Here is a 22,556-nt window from a genome sequence, read left to right on the forward strand (position 1 = left end):
TGCGTTCCGGTCTCGCCCGTGCTGGATCGGCGATTGCCCGGCGGGCGATCGCAGCGGGCGCGATGGCGGACTTGACATTCCCCCTCGCGCGCCCGACCTCTTGCGCTCGCGAGAGGAGACCCCTGCGATGCCCGAGGCCCGACGAACGACCATCGACACCGCGGAAGTCGAGCGTTTCTCCGCGCTCGCCGCCGAATGGTGGAATCCGAACGGCAAGTTCAAGCCGCTGCACAAGTTCAACCCCGTGCGACTGGCCTATATCCGCGACAAGGTCGCCGAGCGTTTCGGCCGCGACCCGCGCTCCACGCGCCCCTTCGAGGGGCTGCGCTTCCTCGACATCGGCTGCGGCGGCGGGCTGCTGTGCGAGCCCATGGCGCGGCTCGGCGCCACGGTGGTGGGCGCCGACGCCTCCGAGACAAACATCGAGGTGGCGAAGCTGCATGCCGCCCAGAGCGGCGTGTCGATCGACTACCGCGCCACCACGGCCGAGGACCTGGCCGACGCCGGGGAAAAATTCGACGTGATCCTCAACATGGAGGTGGTCGAGCACGTCTCGGACGTCGGGCTCTACATCGGCAAGTGCGCCGAGATGGTGAAGCCCGGCGGCATCATGTTCGTGGCCACGATCAACCGCACGCTGAAGGCGCTCGGGCTGGCGATCGTCGGTGCGGAGTACGTGCTGCGCTGGCTGCCGCGCGGCACGCACCAGTTCGGCAAGCTGGTGCGGCCCGACGAATTGCAGAAGGCTCTGGGCGATGCCGGCATGAGCATCATCGACCGGACGGGGGTGGTCTACAGCCCGCTCTCCGACCGCTGGCAGCGCTCGCGCGACATGGACGTCAACTACATGGTTCTGGCGGAGAAGCCGGCGAACGAGTGAGGCCTCGCGGCGGCAGCCGTCACGCGGCCGCGATGTCGGTCAGCGGAAAGTCGCTTCCCTTGAACAGCAACGGTTGGCCGAAATGCCGGGCGCAGGCGTAGGCGAAGCAGTCGCCCATGTTGAGGCGGGCGGGGTGCCTGCCCTTGCCGAAGCGGTCGAAGGCATCGAGGGCGATTGCGGCGATCTCGGGGGGAAGCGGCAAGGTTCGAATCTCGGCCAGGTCCAAGAACCGCTCCAAAGTCATCCGCGTTTCGGTGACGGATTTCTCCGTCAGGCGCGACAGGGCGACCGACGCCTCCCAGACGGCGATCGCCGATGTCATCCGATACCTGCTTCGCCGCATCCTGGTCATGAGTTCTGCGCCGTCGGCTTCCTCGGCAAGCATGGCGGTCAATGCCGACGCATCGACGAACATCAATCGTCCTCGTAGAGACTGTCGATGAAGTCCTTGTCCACCGGCAATCCGCGGGTCGGATCCACAGTCGAGCGAAATTCGCGCGCGAACTGAATCCAGCGATCGATGTCGCTCGGCTTTCCCTGCTCGCGCTCCAGTTCATGCTGAAGCGCGGTATGGACCGTCTCCGTAAGGCCGGTCTTCTTCAGCGACGCCACCTTGCGGGCGAGAGCGTCGGTCTCTGGGTTCTTGATGTGAAAAGCCATCGCCGTGTGGGTTCAGCTGCTACGGTGTATCCTTATATAGCACGGAGGATACACCGATGCGAGCCGGTCAGCTTTCCCGGCTTTGAGCCTTCGTCGTCATGACGACGCCGATGCCGACGGTCGCGGCACCCGCCCAGGTGAGCAACGCATAGCGCTCGCCGAGGAAGAGCGTGCCCGAGACCAGCCCGACGGCGGCCGCGACGTAGCCGATCTGGCTGAGATAGACCGGGCCGCCGACCGCCTGGAGGCGGAAGAAGAAGACGAACATGCCGGCCGAAGAGGCCGCCTGTGCGACGACGGCGAGCGGCAGGTCCGCCAGCGGCGCGAGATCGAAGTTCGCGGCAGGGACGAGCCCGACGAGGAGAAGGATGACCGCCGCGGCGTAGTGGCTGCCGATGGCGAGCTCGATCGGCCCGGCATGCGCCGGCCAGTCGATGGTGCGGTAGATGTTGCCGATCGCGAGCGCCACCGGGATCAGAAGGCCGAGTGCCACCCAGCCGAGCGCGGCGGGCTGACCGAGTTCGCCACGCGTGGCCGCCACGATCACCGCGCCGACGAAGCCGACCGCGATGCCGGCGATGCCGAGCGGGCTCGGGCGGCGCAGCCCGATCAGCAGCGACAGGGTGAGCGTGATGACCGGAGACAGCGTCAGCATGATCGCGGTGAAGCCGGCGCCCAGATGCGGGATGGCGGCGAAGACGATGATGTTGGGAATGGCGTAGGAGATTGCGCCGGCGATCGCGAAATAGCGCAGCTTGTGTCGATCGAGTTGCGGAAAGTCGCGGCGGACAATCTGGACGAGGATGAGGATCGTGCCGACGCCGAAGGAGATGACGAAGGACCAGACGACGGCGGACACGCCGGCGCCGGTGGCGATCTTGCCGAGCGGGAAGATCATGCCGAGCAGGCCGCCGGTGACGATGAGCAGGGCGGCGGCCGAATCCCAGAGCTGCCTCATGGCCGGGCGGAAGGTTTCATGTGCAGGCGATCCGGGGTCGTTTCGACGTCAGTTCCGGTCGTCCGGAAAGACCGGGATCGGCATGAACTCGACGCCATCCTCGACGAGGCTCCTCGCCTCTTCGCGCGTGGCCTCGCCGTAGATGCCGCGCGCCTCGACCTCGCCGAAATGGATCTTGCGCGCCTCCTCGGCGAACTTGTCGCCGACGTAATCGGCGTTGGCGCGGACCTTTTCGGACAGCTCCTTGAGCTTGGCCAGAACCTGCTTCTGCTCCTCGCCGGCTGCGAGCGCGATCTTCTCGCGCTTGCGCCCGGTGGAGACGGCCGGCGCCATCAGCGACTTGCCGACATGGAGCGAACCGCAGACCGGGCAGGAGACGAGCTTGCGCTCCGCCTGGGCGTCGAATTCCTCGTTGTTGCGGAACCAGCCGTCGAAGGCGTGGCCGTTGTCGCAATGGAGGGAGAAATTGATCACGAGGCGGCTCTCCGGGCGGCAGCCGGGGTTCCGACGTCGCGGACCGTGAATTCGCGGGCGTTCTTCAGGTTCGGGATCTTCTTGCGCGCGGCGGAAACCGCTTCGGTGTCGATCTCGGCCACCAGTACGCCGGGCTCGTCGTGGTCGAGTTCGGCGACGACGCGGCCCCAGGGATCGATCATCATGGAATGGCCGTAGGTCTCGCGCCCGTCCTCGTGCTTTCCCCCTTGCGCGGCGGCGATGAGCCACGTGCCGTTCTCGATGGCGCGGGCGCGCAGGAGGACGTGCCAGTGCGCCTCGCCGGTCTGGCGGGTGAAGGCGGCGGGCACCGTGAGCACCTCGGCGCCGGCCATGGCCTGGGCGCGGAAGAGTTGCGGAAAGCGCAGGTCGTAGCAGACCGACATGCCGAGCTTCGCGAAGGGAAGATCGGCAACGATGGTGCAGACGCCGGGCTCGTAGGTGTTGGATTCGCGCCAGCTCTCGCCATTGTCGAGATCGACGTCGAACATGTGGATCTTGTCGTAGGTGGTGACGAGCGCACCGTCGGGGCCGAAGAGAAAGCCGCGGTTGGCGACCTTGCCGTCGTCGCGGGCGATCGCGGTGGAGCCGACGTGGATCGTGACGCCGAGTTCGGCGGCGAGCCGGCCGGCGGTGGCGGCGATGACGTCGTCCTTCTCGTCGCGGAGGACGGAGCGGAGCGTGGCGCGGTCGCGCACCAGGGCGCCGGTCATCTCCGGCGACTGGATGTAGGTGGCGCCCTGCCCGGCCGCGTCGCGGACCATCGCCTCGAAGGTCTGCGCGTTCGCGTCCGGGTCCATGCCGGTGCGCATCTGGATGGCGGCGGCCTTGAAGACACTCATGATGCCGGCTCCGTCAGGCGCCGCCCTGCAGCATGGCATCGAGGCGGCCGTTGGCCTCGAGCGCGTGCAGGTCGTCGCTGCCGCCGACATGGGTGTCGCCGATGAAGATCTGGGGGAAGGTGGAGCGTCCGGAGCGCGACATCATCTCCTGCCGCAGGTCGGGGGAGAAGCTGGCGTCGTGCTCGGTGTACTGCACGCCCTTCCTGTCGAGCAGGCGCTTGGCGGCGGAGCAGTAGCCGCACATGGCACGGGTGTAGATGGTGACGTCTTGCATGGCGTTTTCCGTGGTGATGCCGCTCTATATAGAGTTGCCGCCGCCGTCTAGGAAGTCCTCCGGAAGCACGCGCGCGAAAGTCAGCACGTCGACGCCGGCCGCGCCCGCCCGCCTCAGCGATCGCGCCATCGCCGAAACCGTCGCACCGGTGGTGTAGACGTCGTCCACGGCGAGCACCCGGCGGCCCCTCAGCCGCTCGCGGTCCGCCGCCGGCACCTTGAAGGCGCCGCGCACGTTCTGCTCGCGTTCGGCGAGGCCGAGGCCCACCTGCTGGCGCGTCGGCTTCGCGCGCACGACAAGGGCCGGCTCGAAGCCGAGGCCCGATAGACCGGCGAGCGCGCGGGCGAGTTCGGCCGACTGGTTGAAGCGGCGTCGCAGGAAGCGCCGCGAATGCAGCGGGACCGGGACGATGACGTCGGCGTCGCGGATCAGCTCGGAGCCCGCGCGCATCATCCACCGCGCCATCCATGGCGCGAGATCGGTGCGATCGTTGTACTTCAGCGCCTGCACCATGCGGCGTGCCACACCGGTGTAGGCGACCGCCGAGCGGGCCCGGTCGAAGGGCGGCGGATTGGCAATCGCGGCCGGCGAGAGGGCGCCTTCGCCCATCTCTACGGTGAAGGGAACACCGAGAACCTCGCACCAGGGGCGTTCGAGCAGCCGCAGTTCGCGCCAGCACGAACCGCACAGCGTGGCGGGCAGGCTGACCGTGCGGCGGCAACCGCCGCAGAGCGGCGGAAACAACGCCCTCCCCGCCTGGGCGGCTGCGACCGAGAATAGGCGCTTGAACTCGAGAGGCAGATCGGCCACGACGCTCACCTTGTCTTAGGGACGCTAGCAGAAAGTCGCGGTGGAGCCTACGGCCGCCGCGACCGTTTCGGCCCGACGAGGAGCGCAGGAAGGCTATGGATCTCATCTTCGAACCAGGACTGGCCGTCCGCCGCAAGAGGCGCGCGCTGTCGGCGGCCATCGCGGGCGCGGATTTCCTAATGCGCCGTGCCGCCGAGGATCTCGAGGAGCGTCTGGGGGCGGTGGAGCGGAACTTCGCCTCGGCCGCGGCGATCCACTGCGTGACGCCGCACGCCGCCGACGTGCTGGCGGCATCGCCGAAGGTCGGCGAGGTAACGCGCGTCGAGGCCGATCCGGCATTCCTAAAAGGCGCTGACGGGGTGGTCGCATCCGGCGACGCGCTGGGTCTGGCGCCCGAAAGCCTCGATCTGGCGGTGTCGCTGCTGGCGCTGCACGAGGCCAACGACCTGCCGGGACAGCTCATCCAGATCAGGCGCGCGCTGAGGCCGGACGGGCTGTTCCTCGCCTGCCTGGCGGGTGCCGGCACGCTTTCCGAGCTTCGCGAGAGCCTGCTCGCGGCGGAGACCGAACTGACCGGCGGCGCGAGCCCCCGCGTCTTCCCCTTCGCCGACGTGCGCGACGTGGGGGCGCTGCTGCAGCGGGCGGGCTTCGCACTTCCGGTCGCCGACGTCGAGACCGTCACGGTCCGCTATGCCGACATGTTCGCGCTGCTGCGCGACCTGCGCGCCATGGGAGCGACGAACGTGCTGGCCGGGCGGTTGCGGCGGCCGACGCGGCGGGAGGTCTTCCTGCGCGCCGCCGAACTCTATGCCCAGCGCCATGGCGACCCGGACGGCCGGGTTCGCGCCACCTTCTCGATCGTCTGGTTGTCTGGATGGGCGCCGCACGAGAGCCAGGCGCGGCCGGCCAAACGCGGCTCGGCGAACGTGTCGCTGGAACGGTTCCTCAACCAGGACAAGCCCGGCTGAGCGACCCGTCAGTTCAGGGTTTGCTGGACCGCCGCGGTGGGCTCGGCAAAGAGATATGCAATGGCATCCTGAACCCTGCCGATGCCGGCCACGATCGAAAGCGACAAAACGGCCGCGATCAGACCGTATTCGATCGCCGTGGCCCCGTCCTCGTCGTGCAAGAATGCCTTGAGCGTCCTCATCGTGCTTTCCTCGATCGCGTGTCCGCTTATAGACGGGCGATCCGCTAGAAAACCTTAAGGCGCCTGGTTAACGGGCGGTTGCGGCCGGCCGTGCCTCAGCGGCAGTCGCCGGAGCGGCGGCCGTCCGTGTGCATGATGCAGACCGCGGTCGGGGAGCTCTGAAGGACGCTGCGGCGCATGGTGTAGATGTCCCGGCTGCCGATCGAGCCGGTGGTCATCCTGTCCACCCCGCCCAATCCGGCGCTGCGCTGCAGCTGCTTTTCGGCGATGGGGGCCACGATCAGGCCGAGCGCGACGGCGGCGGAACCGAAGAGCAGCGCGATGCGGATCGCGCCCATGCCCGCCGAATTCAGACGCGACGCCTGGGTGACCTCCGGATAGTCCCAGTCCTGATCCACGCGCATTTTTCGAATTTCCCCGCCTGAACGTGACACGAAGCCGTTTGTCGACAGCCGCCATGATGGCAAGGCGAGCTAAACGATCCATTAACGCTGTTTTCAAGGCGTTTGGAGGGTCCGTGCGGAGAGTTCGCCGTGAGGGATAGACCGCGCGGCGACTACAGGAGATCGATGAGGAAGGGAATCAGCGGTTCGTCGGCCGGCGGCATGGGGTAGTCGCGCATGGCGCGCGCGCGCACCCACTTCAACTGCTGGCCCTCAAGGCTGCGCGGCGTGCCTTCGAACTTCCTGCACACGAAGAGCGGCATCAGCAGGTGGAAGTTTTCGTAGGCGTGGCTGGCGAAGGTGAGCGGCGCCAGGCACGGCTCGCGCGTGACGATGCCGAGTTCTTCCTTCAGCTCCCGTACGACGGTCTCCTCCGGGCTCTCACCCGTTTCGACCTTGCCGCCCGGGAACTCCCACAGACCGGCGAGCGCCTTGCCTTCGGGCCGCTGCGCCAGGAGCACCCGGCCGTCGGCGTCGACCAGGGCGCAGGCGGCAACGAGGAGAATCGGGCGTTGCGCCGTCACGGTCAGGTTCCGGCCCTGCGGCGGTAGTGGTAGCGGTAGGCTTCGCTAAAGCCGATCGAGCGGTAGAGGCTGGTCGCCGGATCGTTGTCCGCCTCAACCTGGAGCCAGGCCTCGCGCGCGCCCCTGAGCCGCGCCCATTTCAGCGCAGCGAGCACGATGCGCCGGCCGTGGCCGCCGCCGCGCACCGCAGAGGCGGTCGCCACCTCGAACAGCCCGGCGAGATCGCCGTCGTGGACGCAGATGGCGGTTGCGACGGGCTTGCCCTCCGCCTCCATGACGAAGAGACCGGTCTCGGGCTCGATCGAGCCGATGAGTTCGGAGAGCCCCGGCCTGTGGGCCGGCTTCGTGCCGTGGACTTCGAGTGCCGAGCCGACGAAGCGGCCGACGTCCTTGAGCGGGATCTGGTCGAGCACGCCTTCCAGCGGAAGGCGGTCGAGCGGACAATGCATGACGATGGAATCGGCGAAGGAAACCCAGCCTTCGCGGTCGAGATGGAGCGACAGGGTACCGCCCGCAAGCGGGGATATCCGGAAGGTGACGGGACGCCCGTAGGCGTCGAACCGCCGCGCCGCCCGCTCGATGCGCTCGCCGATGTTGAGGCTGTCGGCGGGATCGAGCGGATTGACCGAATTCAGGCGCTTGGCGGGGAGACCGGCGGTAAGGCGGATCGCCCAGGTGCCGTCATAGATGACCGACGAGGCCGGCCATGCGCGAAAGCCGGCCGCTTCGTACCGCCTTACGGTTGAAAGTTCCGGCATGCTGCCGCCGAGTCCCGTCCTCAACATCCGCCTCGTCAGCTTCGGTAGTCGCCGTTGATGGCAACATATTCCTTGGTCAGGTCGCAGGTCCAGACCGTGGCCTTGCCTTGCCCGATGCCGAGTTCGACTCCGATCCTGATGCGGTCGCCCTTCATGTATTCGGAAACCGCCTCTTCCGAATAGGACGGATCGCGTTCGCCCTCGTGGGCGACACGGTGGTCGCCGAAGGAGATCGACAGGAGATCCCGCTCGGCCGGCTCGCCGGCCTTGCCGACCGCCATGACGACGCGCCCCCAGTTGGCGTCCTCGCCGGCGACGGCGGTCTTGACGAGCGGGGAGTTGGCGATCGACAGCGCGATGCGCTTTGCCGAACGCGACGACTTCGCGCCCGCGACGCTGATCTCGATCTCCTTGCGCGCGCCTTCCCCGTCGCGCACCACCTGCAGGGCAAGATCCTTCAGAAGGCGGTTCAGCGCCCGCTTGAACGGGACGAGTTGCGGATCGTCGAGCGCCGTGATCGACGGAGCGCCGCGCCGGGCGGCGGCGCCGGTGGCGAAGATGAGCAGCGTGTCGCTGGTCGAGGTGTCGCTGTCGACCGTCACCGCGTTGAAACTGCGGTTGGCGCCGCGGGTCAAAAGGTCCTTGAGAACCGGCGCGGCGATCGGTGCGTCGGTGGCGACGAAGGAAAGCATGGTCGCCATGTCGGGCGCGATCATGCCCGCGCCCTTGGCGATGCCGTTGATGGTGACCTCGACATCACCGAGCGCCACCTTCGCGGTGGCGTATTTCGGGTAGGTGTCGGTGGTCATGATCGCCTTGCCGGCGTCGGCCCACCGGTCGGGCGAGGCGTCGGCGGCGAGGCTTTCCAGCAGGTGCGAGAACTTGCCCGCGTCGAGCGGTTCGCCGATGACGCCGGTAGAGGCGAGGTAGACCTCGTTCTCACCGCATCCGGCAGCCGCGGCGGCGGCCTTTGCCGTCGCGGCCGTGGCCGTCTTGCCCTTCTTTCCGGTGAAGGCGTTGGCGTTGCCGGAATTGACGACGAGGATGCGCCCCTTGCCGCCGGCCAGGTTCTCACGGCAGAAATCGACCGGCGCGGAGGGGCACTTCGAGCGCGTGAGCACGCCGGCGACCGACGTGCCCTCGTCGAAGGCCATGACGAGGAGGTCGGTGCGTCCCTTGTACTTGATGCCGGCCTCGGCCGTGGCGATCCTGACGCCGTCGACCGGCGGCAGGGTGACGAATTTCTTCGGAGCGAGCGGAGAGACGGAGCTGGACATGGGCGTCGGTCCGGGCGTCGCGAACTACTGCGCCGCGTCGATCTTGCCGACCGCCTCCTTGAGCGCGGGGTCCTTGACGTCGATCTCGGCCGCCGAGCGAGCGGACTGAACCATCTCGAAGTACTTTTCGCGGAACAGCAGCGAGCGGACCTGGTCCTTCACCTGATCGAAGGCCGGAGGCTGCTGCGTGCGCTTGTCTTCCACCTTGATAACGTGGAAGCCGAAGTCGGTCTCGACCGGCTCCTTCGAGTACTCCCCGACCTCGAGGGCAAAGGCAGCCTTCTCGAAGGCAGGCACCATCTGCCCAGGGCCGAAATAGCCGAGGTCGCCGCCCTGCGGCGCCGCGCCGTCGGTGGACTTCTCCTTGGCGATCGCCTCGAAGTCGCCGCCGCCCTCGAGCTGCGCGATGATCGCCTCGGCTTCTTCCTTGGTCTTGACGAGGATGTGCCGGGCGCGGATCTCGTTGGTCGGCGGGGTCGCGGCGACTTCCTTGTCGTAGCGCGCACGGACCGCCTCGTCCGTCACCTCGGCGGCGACCTTCTGCTCGACGAAGGCGCTGTGCAGGGCGCGTTCGCGCAGGAACGCCATGCGCTGCTTGAACGCCTCGTTCTCTCCCAGTCCGGCGTCGGCCGCCTGCTGGGCGAGAAGCCGGATCTCGATGACCGCCGACAGCGCAGCCGCCCGCTTCTGCTCGGCCGGCAGCTGTGCGAACTGCTCGCCCAGGTCGTTGAGCGCCATATCGAGTTCGCCCTCCGTGACGTCGGCGCCGTTGACGGTCGCGATCACGGTGTCGGGCGACGGGGTCTCGGGTGCCGCCGCGGCCGGGGTCTCCTGGGCCGGGGCAGTGCTGTCCTGCGCGAGCGCGCCGAGCGGCGCTGCGACGGACAAGCCCGCGGCCAACGCACATGCGGACAGGAGACGAAGGTCGAAAGGCACACGCATGGAGTTTCTCCAGATGGAAATGACGAAGGCGCAGCCTGTCGCGCCCGAATGAGGCGGAAATTGGCGGCCCGGGCCGCTCGCGGTCAGCGTTGACATCGCTTTCGCCCCCTCTTATCTGTCCTTCGTCCCTGCGTCCAGAACCGTTTCCGGGCGCTTTTTTGATTGTGGATCTGCCCTAAACTCCATACCAGGCACGGTCCTGCCGGTTCCGGCCGGAAGATGTTTCTGTTCGAAAGGACCAGCTGATGGTCAGTCTCGGTGCTCTCGCCCGCAAGGTATTCGGCTCCTCCAACGATCGCCGGATCAAGGGACTTCGTCCCCGGGTGGAGGCGATCAACGCGCTCGAAGCGGAGATGACGGCGCTGTCCGACGAGGCGCTGAAGGGCAAGACGGCCGAGTTCCGCGCCCAGATCGCCGAAGGGCGGTCGCTCGACGATCTCCTGGTGCCCGCATTCGCCGTCGCACGCGAGGCGGCGCGCAGGGCGCTGGGGCTGCGGCCCTTCGACGTCCAGCTCATCGGCGGCATGGTCTTGCACGACGGCGGCATCGCCGAGATGCGCACCGGCGAGGGCAAGACCCTGGTGGCGACGCTTCCGGTCTACCTGAACGCGCTGGGCGGCAAGGGCGTGCATGTCGTCACCGTGAACGACTATCTCGCCACCCGTGACTCCGAATGGATGGGCCGCGTCTATTCCTTCCTGGGGCTTACCACCGGCGTCATCGTGCATGGCATGTCGGACGAGCAGCGCAAGGCCGCCTATGGCTGCGACGTGACCTACGGGACCAACAACGAGCTCGGTTTCGACTACCTGCGCGACAACATGAAGTACGAGCGCGCCCAGATGGTGCAGCGCGGTCACAATTACGCGATCGTCGACGAGGTGGACTCGATCCTGATCGACGAGGCGCGCACGCCGCTGATCATCTCCGGGCCGCTCGAGGACCGCTCCGACCTCTACAACCAGATCGACACGTTCATCCCGCTGCTCAGCGATCCAGACTTCGAGGTCGACGAGAAGCAGCGCACGGCGACCTTCACCGAGGAAGGCACCGAGAAGCTGGAGAACCTCCTGCGCGACGCCGGGCTGCTCAAGGGCGCGTCGCTCTACGACGTCGAGAACGTTTCGATCGTCCACCACGTCAACAACGCGCTGAAGGCGCACCGGCTGTTCCAGCGCGATAAAGACTACATCGTCCGCAACGGCGAGATCGTCATCATCGACGAGTTCACCGGGCGCATGATGCCCGGCCGCCGCTATTCCGAGGGCCTGCACCAGGCGCTGGAGGCCAAGGAGCACGTCAAGGTCCAGCCCGAAAACCAGACGCTGGCCTCGATCACCTTCCAGAACTACTTCCGCATGTATTCCAAGCTGGCCGGCATGACCGGCACGGCCTCGACGGAAGCGGAGGAGTTCGGCAACATCTACGGGCTCGGCGTCTCCGAGATCCCCACCAACCTTCCCGTGGCGCGCCTGGACGAGGACGACGAGGTCTACCGCACCGTCGAGGAGAAGTTCCGCGCCATCGCCCGCGAGATCAAGGACGCCCATTCCCGGGGCCAGCCGATCCTGGTGGGCACCACGTCGATCGAGAAATCCGAACTGCTCGCCGAGCGGCTGCGCAAGGAAGGGGTGTCGACCTTCGAGATCCTGAACGCCCGCCACCACGAGCGCGAGGCGCAGATCGTCGCCCAGGCCGGCAAGCCGGGCGCCATAACCATCGCCACCAACATGGCCGGACGCGGCACCGACATCCAGCTCGGCGGCAATGCCGACATGCGCATCGCCCAGGAACTGGCCGACATGCCCGAGGGCGCCGAGCGCGCTGCGAAGGAACAGGCGATCCGCGACGACGTGCAGCGGCTGAAGGCCGAGTCGCTCGCCGCCGGCGGGCTCTACGTGCTGGCGACCGAACGCCACGAATCGCGGCGCATCGACAACCAGCTGCGCGGCCGCTCCGGCCGCCAGGGCGATCCCGGCCGGTCGAAGTTCTTCCTGTCGCTACAGGACGACCTGATGCGCATCTTCGGCTCCGACCGGATGGACGGCATGCTGCAGAAGCTCGGCCTCAAGGAAGACGAGGCCATCATCCATCCCTGGATCAACAAGGCGCTGGAGAAGGCTCAGAAGAAGGTCGAGGCGCGCAACTTCGACATCCGCAAGAACCTGCTCAAGTACGACGACGTGATGAACGACCAGCGCAAGGTCGTGTTCGAGCAGCGCAAGGACCTGATGGACGGGGAGAACCTCTCCGAGACCGTCGGCGAGATGCGCCAGGACGTCATCGACGACCTGGTGGCCAAGCACATCCCCGAAAACGCCTATGCCGAGCAGTGGGACGTCGCCGGCCTGAAGGAAGGCGTGCGCTCCTTCCTCAACCTCGACCTGCCGGTCGAGGAGTGGGCGCAGGAGGAAGGCATCGCCGAAGAGGCGATCCACGAGCGCATCACGGCCGCCGCCAACGCGGCGGCGAGCGAGCGGGCCGAGCGCTTCGGCGGCGACGTCATGGTCTATGTCGAGAAATCGATCCTGCTGCAGACGCTCGACCATCTGTGGCGCGAGCACCTGGTCAACCTCGACCACCTGCGCTCGGTGGTCGGTTTCCGCGGCTACGCCCAGCGCGATCCGCTGAACGAGTACAAATCGGAAGCCTTCGAGCTGTTCCAGGCGATGCTGGGCAACCTGCGCCAGGCGGTTACGGCACAGCTGATGCGCGTCGAACTGGTGCGCGAGGCGGCCGACGCCCCTCCCCCGCAGGTCCCGCAGGGCGAAGGCCACCACACGGACGCGACGACCGGCGAGGACGAGTTCGACGAGGCCGGAGACACGGCGATGCTGGTGCGCCAGGAGTCCAACCGCATCGTGCCGGCCGAGCAGCGCGATCCCAACGATCCCTCGACCTGGGGCAAGGTCGGCCGCAACGAGGCCTGCCCCTGCGGCTCGGGCAAGAAGTACAAGCACTGCCACGGTACCTTCGCCTGAGGCGAGGCGCTCCCGCCGCGCCCTTCGATCCGGTTCCCCGTACAGCAGCCACCCATAGGCGCTGGTAGCGTTGGGCGTCCGTGTTCGCTGGCGAATGTCTCAGTGGAACTGGTTGTTCACGCTGAAGTCGCAGCCCGACTGCCCATATTGATAGCCGCGCGTGGAGTTGTCGTAGCAGTCGAATCCGTCGACAAGCTCGGATTCGTAGAAGCCGATCGAAGTATAGTTACTGACCAGATTGAGCAGACGATTGCCGGCCACGGTAATGGCGGTGGTATCCCTCGCATGGATTCCGAAATTGCCCCCATAAGCCGCGCCTACATCAAGAATAGTGTTGTCGGATATTTCCACCATCGAGCTGCCGTTCACCGACACGCCGCGAGCTTGGCTCGTCCCGAGGACGTAGCTGATCAGGTTGCCGCGAACGACGGCCCGGCTGGAATCCTTGAGCAAGATACCTATCGCGGTATTGTTCACCAGCGATGCCAATCCGGTGTTCGTGACCAGATTGTTGCGGACGATCCCGTTCGTGCCACCGACTTCGATGCCCGTCTGTGTGTTGCCCTCGATCCGCAGGTCCTCGAGGACATACCCCGTCGAGTCCGTGGTGCCGTCGATGACGATCCCGCGCCGGAACCCCTGGACCGTGCCGTTTCGCAGAGTGATGTTGCGCCTGTTGGTGGCCGCTATGCCCACCGCCTGTGTGTTCGCGCCGGCCGTGAACCCGCCCAGCTTGCGGCCATTCATGTCGATGGTGACGTTGCTGGCGTTGATCTGGATGATGTTTCCGGAGGCAACAGAGGACGTCAGGTCCTTCTTGAAACAATAGATCCCCTGCGCCTTTATCGTGACGGGGACCGAGGTGATCTCGGTACAGAGGGTCGTTTCCGCCGTGGCAGAGCCACACCAGATGGATGTCAATACTGCAAGGCCTGCTGCATATGCATACCGCATGTTCGTGTTTCCGGGGGCGCGACGCACGTTCTGGCTCAGCCCGCCCTCGCTAAACTAGCTTGCTGAAACCTGTTCTTGTCAATCGGCTTGCTGAACCGGCGTGCCGTAGCCGCGCGGCAAGGTCCGCCGAACCGTTTCTTAAACTGTCCCTGCTATCGCTCGACCAAGCACTCGCATGGTTTGGAGTACGGGTAGCGTGCGTTTTTCCGCGGCAACGACAGCCGAGAGACTGCTGCCGGAGCGACTGGCTTCGGCGGTGCAGCCCTGGCTGCGCCATGCAGACGAGCTGTTCCTGGCCACCGACGAGCGCGGCGAAGCCGGCCGCATGTCGGTGATCGCCTTCGCCATCCGCATCGTCAACGCGGCCATCGCCTTCATCAGCCAGGTGCTTCTCGCCCGCTGGATGGGTTCGTTCGAGTACGGCATCTTCGTGCTGGTCTGGGTGACGATGATCATCCTCGGCAACCTCGCCTGCTTCGGCTTCCACACCTCCGTGATCCGCTTCATCCCCGAATACCGGGAGCGCGGCATGTGGGCGGAAATGCGCGGCATCCTGTTCGCCAGCCGGGTCTTCACGCTGCTGTCGTCGACGGCGGTGGCCGGGGTGGGACTGGCGGGGCTGTGGTGGTTTTCCCCGTCGCTCGAAAGCTACTACGTCGTGCCGTTCTATCTCGGCCTGATCTGCCTGCCGATGATCACCCTGTCCGATACCCTGCAGGGCATCTCGCGCGCCAACGCCTGGGCGCTGTCGGCGCTCTCGCCGACCTATCTCGTCCGTCCGATCCTGATCCTGCTGTTCATGGCGACCGCGCTGGCGCTGGGCTTTTCGCCCGACGCGAAGACGGCGATCACGGCGGCCATTCTCGCCACCTACGCCACCACGCTGTGGCAACTCGTGACGGTTTCGACGCGCGCCGACCAGCGGGCGGAACCCGGCCCGCGCCGCTATCTGCCGCGGGCGTGGATCGCGGTGTCGATGCCGATCTTCCTGGTCGAGGGGTTCTTCTTCCTGTTGACCAACGCCGACGTGCTGATGGTCGGCCGCTTCATGGCTCCCGACGACGTCGCGATCTACTATGCGGCCGTGAAGACGCTGGCGCTGGTGCATTTCGTCTATTTCGCGGTCAAGACCGGCGCCGCGCAGCGCTACGCCCGCATCTCGCACGGCAGCGGCGCGGAGGAACTGAGCGACTTCGCCCGCGAGACGGTGTCGTGGACCTTCTGGCCGTCGCTGTTCATGGCGTTGGTGGTGCTGGCGATCGGCGACCCGATGCTGCGGCTGTTCGGACCCGGCTTCGAGGCCGGCTACCCGCTGCTCTTCGTGCTGGTGATCGGCGTGGTGGCGCGTGCCGCCGTCGGACCGGCGGAAAGCCTTTTGACCATGACCGGCAACCAGAACGTCTGCGCCGTCGTCTTCGCGGTGACGCTGGCGCTCAACGTCGCCCTCAACTTCGCGCTCATCCCCTCCTACGGCCTGTGGGGGGCGGCGCTCGCCACCAGCCTGGCGATGGTCGTGGAGGCCTGCGCGCTGGCGCTGGTCGTGTGGAAGAAGCTCGGCATCGTCATGATGATATTCGTCCCAGCCCACCAGAACGGAAAATCCTGACATGGCGGCGGTCCCCATCCTCGAAGAAGCGAGCGGCAGCCCATCGGGCGCGATGATCGCGAGCCTGGCCGGCATCACGACGCAGCCGGCCGAGCAGGCGGCTGCGGAGCTGACCGCGGCCGGCGGCGCGCAACGGCGGCTGGCCATCTATCCGGCCTCGGCGGGTTTCGACCTCGTCGAGGAACTCGACTTCCTGTGCGCGCGCACCATCGAGCCCAACGTCTTCTTCAACCCGCGCTTCATGGCGCCCGCGATGCCGCGGCTCGAAGACCGGGAGGTGCGGTTGGCCGTCATCCGCGACGGCGACGAACAGAGGAACCGGCTGCGCTTCCTGGCGCCGTTCTCGGTCGAGCGGCCGCCGGTGCCGCTCGGCGTGCGCATCATGCGCACATGGTCGAGCCCGTTCGGGCCGCTCGGCACGCCGCTGGTCGACCGCGACGACCCGGTCGGCGTGATCGACGACCTTCTCTCCATGCTGGCGCGACCGCATCTGGGCCTGCCAAAGGTTCTGGTGGTGCCCGAGATCCGCACCGCCGGGCCGGTCGCGGGGCTGATCCGCACGGTGGCGATGAACCGCGACCTGCCGGTGATCGAGACGATGAAAATCGAACGGCCGTTCCTGGAGAGCACGCTCGACGGCGAGGAATACCTGAAGGCCTCGTTGCGCCCGCACCACTACCGCGAGTTCCGAAGACTGAAGCGCAGGCTGGCCGAAATCGGCAGGTTGGAACATCACGTCGCCCGCCAACCGGAGGAAATCCGCCTCGCGACGGAGGAATTCCTATCGCTCGAAGCGTCCGGCTGGAAGGGCCGGGAGGGCACGGCGATGGTAATCGACCGCTTCCGCGCCGCCTTCGCCCGCGAGGCGATCCACCGGCTTTCCCAGCAGGATCTCTGCCGCGTCCATTCGTTGGTGCTGGACGGCAAGACGATCGCCAGCCTGATCGTCTTCATCGAGGCGGGACAGGCCTACACGTGGAAGACGGCCTATGACGAGACCTACTCTACCTATTCGCCCGGCGCGCTGCTGACGATCGAGATGACGAAGAGCCATCTCGAGGACCCCAACATCGTCGCGACCGATTCCTGCGCGGTGCCCGACCATCCGGTGATGAGCCGGCTGTGGAGCGAGCGTCGCGAGATGGGCACGCTGGTGATCGGCCTCACGCCGGGTTCCGACAAGCTCGCCCGGCAGGCGGCGGGGCAGCTTCACCTGCACAAGGAGACGCGCAACTTCGCGCGCATCGTGCGCAACCGCATCAAGGGCCTGCTGTCGCGGCGCTGAGCCGTCAGCCCTCCGCTTCGCGCCGCGCCCGGTCGCGGAAGATGCGGCGGATGACCTTGCCGGTCGTTGTCAGCGGCATGGAATCGACGAAGGCGACCTCGCGCGGATATTCGTGCGCGGAAAGCCGCTCGCGCACCCAGGACTTGATCTCCTCGGCGAGCGGGGCGGACGGCTCCACCCCATCCCTCAGCACCACGTAGGCCTTGACGATCTCGGTCCTGACCGGGTCTGGCTTGCCGACGGCGGCGGCGAGCGCCACGGCCTCGTGACCGGTCAGGCAGTCCTCGATCTCGCCGGGGCCGATGCGGTATCCGGCGGAGGTGATGACATCGTCGTCGCGCCCGAAGAAGTGGATGTAGCCGTCCTCGTCGGCGACGCCCTGGTCGCCGGTGACCATCCAGTCGCCGATGAACTTCTTCTCCGTCGCCTCCGGGCTCTGCCAGTAGCCCAGGAACATCACCGGGTCGGGGCGGCGGATGGCGATCTGGCCCGGCGTTCCGGTCGCGACCGGCTGCCCCTCGGCGTCGATGAGACCCACGTCGTGGCCCGGTACCGGCTTGCCGATCGCTCCGGCTTTGCCGACCCCCAGCGCGCCGCAGGAGCCGATGACCAGATTGCACTCTGTCTGGCCGTAGATCTCGTTGACGGTGATGCCGAGTTCCTGGCGCGCCCATTCCCAGGTCTCGCGGCCGAGCGCCTCGCCGGCAGACTCGATGGTGCGCAAAGTCTTGGGAAAGCGTCTGGCGATGCCGACGGTCGATTTCATCATCCGGAGCGCGGTCGGCGGGATGAAGGCGTTGCGCACCTCCATGCGGGCCATGAGATCGCAAGCGGCCTCGGGTTCGAACTTTTCCGAGCGCGACGACACCACCGGCAGGCCGAGATAGAGCGCCGGCAGGAGCACGTTGAGCAGCCCGCCCGCCCATGCCCAGTCCGCCGGCGTCCAGAACCGGTCGCCCGGCCGCGGTGGAAACTCGTGCGCCATCTCGGTGCCCGGCATGTGGCCGAGCAGGACACGGTGGCCGTGCACGGCGCCCTTGGGCGGGCCGGTGGTGCCGGAGGTGAAGATCATCATCGCCGGATCGTCGGGCGCGGTGTCCTCGGGCGTGAAGGCGACCGGATGGTCGGCGATCAGGCGGTCGAAGCCGATCGCATCGCCATCGCCGCCCTCCACGAGCACGACCGTCTCGAGGTCCCGCAGGCGCCCCTTGATGGCGGAAATCCGGGCATTGCCCGATGCATTGGTGACGATGGCGCGCACGCCGGCGGTCACCAGCCGGTATTCCAGCGCCTCGACGCCGAAGAGCAGCGCCAGCGGCACGGCGATCGCGCCGAGCTTGTAGATGGCGACATGGCTGATCGCGGTCTCGAAACCCTGCGGCAGCAGCAGCGCCACGCGGTCGCCGCGGCGGATGCCCTGGGCTCTCAGCCCGTTCGCCAGTGCGTTCGATCGCTCTGCCAGGTCCGCGAAACTGAGCGTCGCCGGCCCGCCCGAGGGCCTGTCCTCCAGAAGCGCGATGCGGCCGGGATCGCGCGCAGCCCAGGCGTCGGATACGGCGACGCCGATGTTGAAGCGGTCGGGAATCGACCAGCGGAAATCGGAGCGGAGGGCTTCGTAGCTGTCGCGTCGTTCGAGCATCAATGCGGCGCTGCCCTCATCGGCGCGAGAATGGTGCCCCTGGCCGGGATCGAACCAGCACTCCTTGCGGAACTCGATTTTGAGTCGAGCGCGTCTACCAATTCCGCCACAGGGGCACGCGGCGTCCGGAGGTGGCCGGACGGGTGCGGACTATACGGGCAGGCCCCGGCGCGTCAACTGGTCTCGCGCATGCCACGTGCGCAGCGTGCGACGCTTCCTGGCCCTAGAGTGCGGCACGACGGACAGTGAGGGCAGCGAAGCGCGCGGCGCGGCGGATTGTCCGTTGCGCCACGGGCGCATTCCGGCTTAGACAACCGCCGTCACGGGGAAACCTCCATGCTTCGCAGGCTCTACGACTGGACCATGTCGCTCGCCGCCACGCGGCACGCGGAAAAGGCGCTGGCGGGCGTGTCGTTCGTCGAGAGTTCCTTCTTCCCGATCCCGCCCGACGTTCTGTTGATCCCCATGGTGCTCTCGGAGCGGAGGAAGTGGATCCGCTACGCGCTGATCTGTACCGTGTCCTCGGTGATCGGAGCGCTGCTCGGCTATCTCATCGGTGCGTTCCTGTTCGAGGTGATCGGCCAGCCGATCCTGGAACTGTACGACGCGCAGGAATCCTTTGCCCGCATGCAGGGCTGGTACGCGTCCTGGGGCGGGTGGGGCGTGCTGTTCGCCGCCATCACGCCCTTCCCCTACAAGGTGCTGACGATCTTCTCCGGCTTCGTGGGCATGAACATCGTCTCCTTCATCATCGTGTCGATCATCGGCCGCGGGCTGCGGTTCTTCCTCGTGTCGTGGCTGCTCTATCATTTCGGGGCGCCGATCCGCGCCTTCATCGAGCGGAACCTCGGCCTTCTTTTCACCCTGTTCATGGTGCTGCTCGTCGGCGGCTTCGTCGCCGTGAAGTACCTGTTCTGAGGCTCGCATGACCCTGACCGCGCCCGCCGGCCGCCGCCAGACGCTGACCGCCGGCTTTCTCGCCATCGCCATGGCCGGCGTCGTCGGCGGCGCCCTGCTGTTCGAGCATGTCGGCGGCTACATTCCCTGCAAGCTGTGCCTGGAACAGCGCCTGCCCTACTACATCGGGGCGCCGCTGATGCTCGTGGCCCTCGCCGCGTCGGCCATGCGGATGCCGGGCATCGTGGTGCGGCTGCTGATCCTCCCCGGCGCGCTGCTGATGACCTGGGGGCTCTATCTCGGCGTCTACCATTCGGGCGTCGAATGGGCCTGGTGGGCGGGACCGACGGATTGCGGCGCCGTCAGCGGCGGCTCCGACACCGGCGGCAACGGGGTGCTCGATGCGCTGAACAACGTCATCCCGCCGTCCTGCGACGAGGCGGCACTGCGCATCCTCGGGCTGTCGCTGGCCGGCTGGAACGCCATCGCGAGCCTGGTGCTCGGCGCGGTCGCCTATTGGGGCGCGCTTTCGAGGGCGTGAACCCGCCCGGGGTTTCCCAGCGGACTACGGCTCCAGTTCCACGTCCCAGTAGAGATAATCCATCCAGCTCTCGTGCAGATAGTTCGGCGGGAATAGCCGGCCGTTGTTATGCAGGTCGTGCACGGTCGGCGGGAACGGCTTCTGCATCGGGAACATCTTGGCCTGCGCGGGCATCATGCCGCCCTTCCTGAGGTTGCAGGGCGAGCAGGCGGCCACGACGTTCTCCCAGGTCGTCTCGCCGCCGCAGCGGCGCGGGACCACGTGATCGAAGGTCAGGTCCTCGTGCGTGCCGCAGTATTGGCACTGGAAGCGGTCGCGCAGGAAGACGTTGAAGCGGGTGAAGGCCGGATGACGAGACGGCTTCACGTAAGCCTTCAGGCACACCACGCTCGGAAGCCGCATGGAGAAGGACGGCGAGGAGACGGCGTGTTCGTATTCGGCGACGATGTTGACCCTGTCGAGGAAGACGGCCTTGATGGCGTCCTGCCAGGACCAGAGCGACAAAGGATAGTAGCTGAGCGGACGATAGTCCGCGTTCAGGACGAGCGCAGGCAGGCTATCCGGCGAGACGGCAACCGTCACTTCCATCCACTCCTTTTCCCGAGAACGGAACGGCGCGGATACTGTAAGCGACAGATGTCAGGAATGTGAAGCATGCAAATCGTGCTGAGCGTCGCGGGAATGCCTTTTTGACCCGGCTATTTTTCAATGACTTGGGCCGGAACGGCCGCCGGAGCCCCTTCCCTGCCCTTCATCTCGCGATAATACGCCCAAAACAGGCGCGCCGCCACGCCCCTGTGCGGGCGCCATGATTCGGCGATGACCGACAGCGCCTTCGGGGCGGGGCGCGGCGCGATGCCGAGCGCATTCCCGACCGCGCTCTGGAGCGCGATGTCGCCGGCCGGGAAGATGTCGGGATGGCCGGCGGCGAACAAAAGGTAGATCTGCGCCGTCCAGGGGCCGACGCCGTGCAGCGCGGTCATCGCAGCGATCGCTTCGCCGGCTTCGAGGCGCACCACCGCGTCGAGATCGAATCCCCGGTCGAGGATCGCCGCGGCGATGGCGCGCAGGGTCTTCTCCTTAGGACGCGACAGCCCGGCGGCGCGGTAGAGGTCGTCGCCGGCGGCAAGGAGCGTCTCCGGGGTCAGCGGATCGGCAAGTGCCACCAGCCGGCCCATGATGGCGTCGGCGCTTGCCCGCGAGACCTGCTGCGACACGACGATGGAGACGAGGCTGGCGAAACCCGGCTCGACGCGGCGTAGCGGCACCTCGCCCGCCCGCTCGCGCACCGGCACCAGGCGCGGGTCGGCGAGGCAGAGCGCATCGAGCCCGGCGGCGACGTGCTCCAGCGTTTCGATCCTCTGCATGGGTTTCCCTTTCGCGGCGGGAAGGTTAGCAACCGGGCGACGTTCCTCCAATCCGCCGCGCGAAACCTGATGACAGTCCCGACATTCCGCTTCGCACCGAGCCCGAACGGCGAACTGCATCTCGGGCACGCCTGTTCGGCGCTCCTGAACGCCCGGATGGCCGACGAGGCCGGAGGCAGGTTCCTGCTGCGCATCGAGGACATCGATACGGAGCGCTGTACCCCGGAATACGAGCGGGGCATCTTCGCCGACCTTTCCTGGCTCGGGATCGCGTGGGAAAAGCCGGTGCGCCGGCAGTCGGAGCATTTCGACGACTATGGCGAGGCGTTGCGCCGGCTGATCGACGAGGACATCGTCTATCCCGCCTTCATGAGCCGCGGCGAGGCGCGGGCGTGGATCGCGGAGGAAGCAACCGGCGAAACCTGGCCGCGCGATCCGGACGGGGCGCCGCTGTACCCGCCGCGCGACAGGACGCTGTCAGAGCGCGAGCGCCGGGCGCGGATGGACGCGAGCGCACCGTTCACCTGGCGGCTCGACATGGCAGCGGCGATGGAACACGTCTCGGGGGCCATAGAGTGGCAGGAGACTGGCGCTGGGCCGGAAGGCGAGACGGGCGTGGTGCGCGCGAGGCCTGAGGCCTGGGGCGACGTCGTCCTGGCCCGCAGGGACACGCCCGCCAGCTACAATCTGTGCGTGGTAGTCGACGACGCGATCCAGGGCATCACCGACGTCGTTCGCGGGCGCGATCTGTTTCACGCGACCTCGGTCCACCGGCTGCTCCAGGAACTGCTCGGCCTGCCGGTGCCGATCTACCACCATCATGATCTCGTGCTGGGAGACGACGGGCGCAAGCTCTCCAAGAGCCGCCGCGACACCGCACTTCGGTCGCTACGCGAGGCGGGCGCAATGCCGGACGACATTCGCCGCATGGTCGGGTTGTAGCGGGGATCAGAAGCGACTGACCGCGGCCTTGAGCAGGAGCAGCGTCATCAGGATGATGAAGGCGCCGACCACGCCGGCGAACACGGCTTCCTGCAACTGGTAAAGCCGCACGCCGTAGTAGTTGACGCCGTAGATCGAGGCGAAGAAGCCGCCCGTGACGATGCCCATCGTTCCATACGGCCCGAACCCGTCGCGCCCGATGATGGCGTTGAGCCCGAGCGCGAAGATGAACGAGAGAATGGAAACGGTCGCGACCGCCAGGAACAACCACCAGGGGCTAAGATTCCAGATCATCACCTGTTCCTCGAGCTTGCCGGGCCAGTTGCTGGCTCTC

General features: G+C 67.1%; 26 protein-coding genes and 1 tRNA gene. 8 read left to right on the top strand and 19 right to left on the bottom strand.

From position 1 onward, the window contains the following. Positions 1-127 precede the first annotated feature (127 nt). Entirely contained in the window at positions 128-880 is a 753-nt protein-coding gene (ubiG, locus tag BSQ44_RS22935) for a bifunctional 2-polyprenyl-6-hydroxyphenol methylase/3-demethylubiquinol 3-O-methyltransferase UbiG (RefSeq protein WP_072607370.1), read from the top strand. Between the two features lie 19 nt (positions 881-899). On the opposite strand, the gene BSQ44_RS22940 is transcribed toward ubiG, so the two are convergent. The 7 genes from BSQ44_RS22940 to BSQ44_RS22970 all read right to left on the bottom strand — a co-directional run bounded on the left by BSQ44_RS22940 (position 900) and on the right by BSQ44_RS22970 (position 4,916). Beyond that, positions 900-1,295: a type II toxin-antitoxin system VapC family toxin gene (locus BSQ44_RS22940; protein WP_072607371.1), complete on the bottom strand. Its 396-nt coding sequence runs from the start codon at positions 1,293-1,295 to the stop codon at positions 900-902. Next, positions 1,295-1,540 carry a type II toxin-antitoxin system VapB family antitoxin gene (locus BSQ44_RS22945; protein WP_072607372.1) on the bottom strand — a complete coding sequence of 82 codons (246 nt, stop codon included), beginning with the start codon at positions 1,538-1,540 and terminating at the stop codon, positions 1,295-1,297. Before BSQ44_RS22945 ends, BSQ44_RS22940 begins: the two co-directional genes overlap by 1 nt. Positions 1,541-1,607: 67 nt before the next feature. Beyond that, complete coding sequence (locus tag BSQ44_RS22950; RefSeq protein ID WP_072607373.1) at positions 1,608-2,498, bottom strand: DMT family transporter; 891 nt, start codon at positions 2,496-2,498, stop codon at positions 1,608-1,610. 48 nt (positions 2,499-2,546) lie between these two features. Beyond that, on the bottom strand, positions 2,547-2,972 hold the full coding sequence (locus BSQ44_RS22955; RefSeq protein ID WP_072607374.1) for a DUF1178 family protein: 426 nt from the start codon (positions 2,970-2,972) through the stop codon (positions 2,547-2,549). Further along, the gene (locus BSQ44_RS22960) at positions 2,969-3,832 is read right to left on the bottom strand and encodes a carbon-nitrogen hydrolase family protein (RefSeq protein ID WP_072607375.1); all 864 of its coding nucleotides are present in this window, start codon (positions 3,830-3,832) and stop codon (positions 2,969-2,971) included. Before BSQ44_RS22960 ends, BSQ44_RS22955 begins: the two co-directional genes overlap by 4 nt. Before the next feature lie 13 nt (positions 3,833-3,845). After that, positions 3,846-4,106 (bottom strand): glutaredoxin 3, encoded by a 261-nt coding sequence (gene grxC, locus BSQ44_RS22965; RefSeq protein WP_072607376.1) that lies wholly within the window; start codon positions 4,104-4,106, stop codon positions 3,846-3,848. Positions 4,107-4,130: 24 nt separating this feature from the next. Then, positions 4,131-4,916, bottom strand: a complete 786-nt coding sequence (locus BSQ44_RS22970) for a ComF family protein (protein ID WP_072608238.1) — start codon at positions 4,914-4,916, stop codon at positions 4,131-4,133. Between the two features lie 95 nt (positions 4,917-5,011). Between BSQ44_RS22970 and BSQ44_RS22975 the strand changes: the two genes are divergently transcribed. Beyond that, the gene (locus BSQ44_RS22975; protein ID WP_072607377.1) at positions 5,012-5,884 is read left to right on the top strand and encodes a methyltransferase domain-containing protein; all 873 of its coding nucleotides are present in this window, start codon (positions 5,012-5,014) and stop codon (positions 5,882-5,884) included. 8 nt (positions 5,885-5,892) lie between these two features. On the opposite strand, the gene BSQ44_RS22980 is transcribed toward BSQ44_RS22975, so the two are convergent. The 6 genes from BSQ44_RS22980 to BSQ44_RS23005 form a co-directional block, all read right to left on the bottom strand. Then, positions 5,893-6,066 (bottom strand): Flp family type IVb pilin, encoded by a 174-nt coding sequence (locus BSQ44_RS22980; protein ID WP_072607378.1) that lies wholly within the window; start codon positions 6,064-6,066, stop codon positions 5,893-5,895. Between the two features lie 95 nt (positions 6,067-6,161). Next, positions 6,162-6,470: a hypothetical protein gene (locus BSQ44_RS22985; protein WP_072607379.1), complete on the bottom strand. Its 309-nt coding sequence runs from the start codon at positions 6,468-6,470 to the stop codon at positions 6,162-6,164. Between the two features lie 152 nt (positions 6,471-6,622). Beyond that, on the bottom strand, positions 6,623-7,033 hold the full coding sequence (locus BSQ44_RS22990; RefSeq protein ID WP_072607380.1) for a (deoxy)nucleoside triphosphate pyrophosphohydrolase: 411 nt from the start codon (positions 7,031-7,033) through the stop codon (positions 6,623-6,625). A 2-nt stretch (positions 7,034-7,035) separates the two neighbouring features. Beyond that, the gene (locus BSQ44_RS22995; protein WP_072608239.1) at positions 7,036-7,791 is read right to left on the bottom strand and encodes a GNAT family N-acetyltransferase; all 756 of its coding nucleotides are present in this window, start codon (positions 7,789-7,791) and stop codon (positions 7,036-7,038) included. A gap of 35 nt (positions 7,792-7,826) precedes the next feature. Beyond that, positions 7,827-9,068 carry a bifunctional glutamate N-acetyltransferase/amino-acid acetyltransferase ArgJ gene (gene argJ / locus BSQ44_RS23000; protein WP_072607381.1) on the bottom strand — a complete coding sequence of 414 codons (1,242 nt, stop codon included), beginning with the start codon at positions 9,066-9,068 and terminating at the stop codon, positions 7,827-7,829. Positions 9,069-9,092: 24 nt separating this feature from the next. Next, a complete protein-coding gene (locus tag BSQ44_RS23005; protein ID WP_072607382.1) occupies positions 9,093-10,010 on the bottom strand; it encodes a peptidylprolyl isomerase in 918 nt (305 codons plus the stop codon). A gap of 245 nt (positions 10,011-10,255) precedes the next feature. Here BSQ44_RS23005 and secA point away from each other — a divergent pair, with 245 nt between their 5' ends. Then, on the top strand, positions 10,256-12,991 hold the full coding sequence (gene secA, locus BSQ44_RS23010) for a preprotein translocase subunit SecA (protein WP_072607383.1): 2,736 nt from the start codon (positions 10,256-10,258) through the stop codon (positions 12,989-12,991). A gap of 99 nt (positions 12,992-13,090) precedes the next feature. Here secA and BSQ44_RS23015 read toward each other — a convergent pair whose 3' ends face one another. After that, the gene (locus tag BSQ44_RS23015; RefSeq protein ID WP_114580020.1) at positions 13,091-13,945 is read right to left on the bottom strand and encodes a right-handed parallel beta-helix repeat-containing protein; all 855 of its coding nucleotides are present in this window, start codon (positions 13,943-13,945) and stop codon (positions 13,091-13,093) included. Between the two features lie 196 nt (positions 13,946-14,141). Here BSQ44_RS23015 and BSQ44_RS23020 point away from each other — a divergent pair, with 196 nt between their 5' ends. After that, positions 14,142-15,551, top strand: a complete 1,410-nt coding sequence (locus tag BSQ44_RS23020) for a lipopolysaccharide biosynthesis protein (RefSeq protein WP_072607385.1) — start codon at positions 14,142-14,144, stop codon at positions 15,549-15,551. A 1-nt stretch (position 15,552) separates the two neighbouring features. Then, a complete protein-coding gene (locus BSQ44_RS23025) occupies positions 15,553-16,836 on the top strand; it encodes a GNAT family N-acetyltransferase (protein ID WP_072607386.1) in 1,284 nt (427 codons plus the stop codon). Positions 16,837-16,840: 4 nt separating this feature from the next. Here the strand turns inward: BSQ44_RS23025 and BSQ44_RS23030 are convergent, their stop codons facing one another. After that, positions 16,841-18,475, bottom strand: coding sequence for an AMP-binding protein (locus BSQ44_RS23030; protein WP_072607387.1), 1,635 nt, complete (start codon positions 18,473-18,475; stop codon positions 16,841-16,843). Positions 18,476-18,506: 31 nt separating this feature from the next. After that, positions 18,507-18,591 (bottom strand) — tRNA-Leu (locus tag BSQ44_RS23035). Between the two features lie 220 nt (positions 18,592-18,811). Between BSQ44_RS23035 and BSQ44_RS23040 the strand changes: the two genes are divergently transcribed. Continuing rightward, entirely contained in the window at positions 18,812-19,393 is a 582-nt protein-coding gene (locus tag BSQ44_RS23040) for a YqaA family protein (RefSeq protein WP_072607388.1), read from the top strand. Positions 19,394-19,400: 7 nt separating this feature from the next. Then, positions 19,401-19,913: a disulfide bond formation protein B gene (locus BSQ44_RS23045; protein ID WP_072607389.1), complete on the top strand. Its 513-nt coding sequence runs from the start codon at positions 19,401-19,403 to the stop codon at positions 19,911-19,913. Between the two features lie 24 nt (positions 19,914-19,937). On the opposite strand, the gene BSQ44_RS23050 is transcribed toward BSQ44_RS23045, so the two are convergent. Beyond that, entirely contained in the window at positions 19,938-20,495 is a 558-nt protein-coding gene (locus tag BSQ44_RS23050) for an HNH endonuclease (RefSeq protein WP_072608240.1), read from the bottom strand. 116 nt (positions 20,496-20,611) lie between these two features. After that, entirely contained in the window at positions 20,612-21,280 is a 669-nt protein-coding gene (locus BSQ44_RS23055) for a DNA-3-methyladenine glycosylase family protein (RefSeq protein WP_072607390.1), read from the bottom strand. A 69-nt stretch (positions 21,281-21,349) separates the two neighbouring features. Between BSQ44_RS23055 and gluQRS the strand changes: the two genes are divergently transcribed. Then, positions 21,350-22,222 carry a tRNA glutamyl-Q(34) synthetase GluQRS gene (gene gluQRS / locus BSQ44_RS23060; RefSeq protein ID WP_072607391.1) on the top strand — a complete coding sequence of 291 codons (873 nt, stop codon included), beginning with the start codon at positions 21,350-21,352 and terminating at the stop codon, positions 22,220-22,222. 6 nt (positions 22,223-22,228) lie between these two features. Here the strand turns inward: gluQRS and BSQ44_RS23065 are convergent, their stop codons facing one another. Continuing rightward, positions 22,229-22,516 carry a hypothetical protein gene (locus tag BSQ44_RS23065; protein ID WP_072607392.1) on the bottom strand — a complete coding sequence of 96 codons (288 nt, stop codon included), beginning with the start codon at positions 22,514-22,516 and terminating at the stop codon, positions 22,229-22,231. Positions 22,517-22,556 lie beyond the last annotated feature (40 nt).

The organism is Aquibium oceanicum (assembly GCF_001889605.1).
In the GTDB taxonomy this organism is placed as follows: domain Bacteria; phylum Pseudomonadota; class Alphaproteobacteria; order Rhizobiales; family Rhizobiaceae; genus Aquibium; species Aquibium oceanicum.